2 protein-coding genes are annotated in these 1,873 nt (G+C 38.2%); both read right to left on the bottom strand.

Features of this window, described 5'->3' with window-relative positions; translation table 11 throughout:
• Positions 1 to 386: 386 nt before the first annotated feature.
• A complete protein-coding gene (locus FTU35_RS13285; RefSeq protein WP_074163995.1) occupies positions 387 to 887 on the bottom strand; it encodes an META domain-containing protein in 501 nt (166 codons plus the stop codon).
• A 2-nt stretch (positions 888 to 889) separates the two neighbouring features.
• Positions 890 to 1,873: S1 family peptidase (locus FTU35_RS13610; protein WP_349665759.1), on the bottom strand; the 984-nt coding region annotated here is incomplete at its 5' end.

The following is a 1,873-nucleotide window of genomic DNA, read 5'->3' as shown; positions in this document are numbered from 1 at the left end:
ATTTACTGGCAAAATATTACAGATCTGCTTAAAAACTCACCAACTTATTACAAAAGCCGATTTTTTGCTTTTTCTTAGTCATGGCTAAATTTTCAAGTGATTGATATTTATATTAATATACAAGTGTATTGCGTATAACCGCCATTATGTTAAATAGGGAATTCAAAGCTCTTTCTAAGAGTTGGTATAGTGGTAATACTTATTGAGTGCGTAAAAGAATTAGATTAATAAAATACTCAAAAGAAAAATAGTAAAAGGGAACTTACAGAAAATAAGTTACCGGCTCTTAAAATTATATTTAAACAAAGAAGCCCAACTAAATGATTGGGCTTCCTCATATCTAACTTTACCTTATGATTTTCATCAGTGTACTGCAAGAATTTAGACTACTTGTTGACTTGAACACCTTTAAAAATCAATTTCTCTTTTTTTTGTGTTTCTATAAGCAGTTGTGCCTGCCCCTTACGAGATTGAAGATATAATGTGGGAGCATTCACCAGAATATCTATCATCGTACTTTCACGTAAGTTGATATCATCAGGACAGCCCATCATTGTGGCAACAATTGGTTGTTCAGCATATAAATGATTGCCCTTAAAATGAATACCAATCGAATTTATATTACAAAACAAATTCCCAATATACAGCATCTTTTCTGCAAATTTTAGCGTGATAGGTTGGTCAGGTTTTGAAGCCAGAAATAATGAATCTATACGTTCACTATTAGCATTTGTTGCCTCGATTAATTCCCAAGAAAATTGCGCCAAGGTCTGCTCACTAAAGGACATCACTTGTAATTCTTGTATCTTGGACTGATCGGCTGATGAAGGCTTATGACAAGCGCTCAAAAGTCCAACGACGAACATCAGTATAAATATTCTAGTCATCGTTATTGTCCGTATAATAATGAGTAACCCTCTTTATAGAGTTCATCAGTAGACATATAGGTCATATATCCATTAGGTTTGGCGGCACCTCCGCAATACCCCTGACCTTTCATGGAAGAACTCCATGTGCCTTGATAAGTTGCAGTAGATAATAACCCTGCCGCCACACTTCCAATAAAGATTGGACCACCACTATCGCCACCCCAACAATCCAACGTTGGACCTGAAACTTTTACCCATGTTGCATTACACACACCTGCCCCTGATGGTCCACATTTATTGTCAGTACCAAATGCTTTAAATGCGGTCGACTGAACCGTACCACAACTATAACCAGTTTTCATTCCATAATGACAGACATACGTACCAACAGGTGTGTTACCTTGTGTACGTCGACCAGTTAGAGTTTTGACCACATTGTCACTGGCGAAAAATTCTGGGTTCAAGGTATGTGTAGATGATACTAAACTCATGGTTTGGAAATCCTGACTACCATTCCAGAAGTCTCCCACAAAGGTTAGTGCAATATTATCATTGCCAGTTGTCTTGCGGTCATCTACAGTAATTTTGTAATTCTTACAGTGAGCCGCTGTGGTCGCAAATTTTGTACCCGCAGCGTTTTTCACATTAAAACCTGTTGTACAATTATAAAAAGTGGTTGAAGTTGTACTATCCGCCATCAGCATGGTTTCTGCTGCCCTTACTGCGGCACTATGTCTTAATGGAATATTAGTGGTCGTTACTTTAAGTGGGACATTGGTTAATGTTCTAGGTTTTTCACTGCTCAGTAATTTCAAACCCTGTGTTTGGTTGGTTGCAGTATGCTTTGGATCATAAAGCTCTAAATCAATGCTATTTTCGGCACTGTTGCAAATAGTCGGTGGTGATAAACTTATCATCCCCTTTTGCTGATGGAGCTGCACATGAACCCATTCAAAGGCCGGCATTTTCAGCGTGACATCATTCTGTGGGCCGTACGCTGGTAC

Origin of the sequence: Acinetobacter sp. YH12095, assembly GCF_013419245.1 — a bacterium.
Taxonomy (GTDB): domain Bacteria; phylum Pseudomonadota; class Gammaproteobacteria; order Pseudomonadales; family Moraxellaceae; genus Acinetobacter; species Acinetobacter towneri.
Note: the sequence above shows the minus strand (reverse complement) of the source record. Positions and strands in the feature narration are given on the sequence as shown.

What these genes read in the sequence shown, in the direction of transcription:
- FTU35_RS13285 (WP_074163995.1), bottom strand. Translation starts at nt 887, where the DNA reads ATGACTAGAATATTTATACTGATGTTCGTCGTTGGACTTTTGAGCGCT.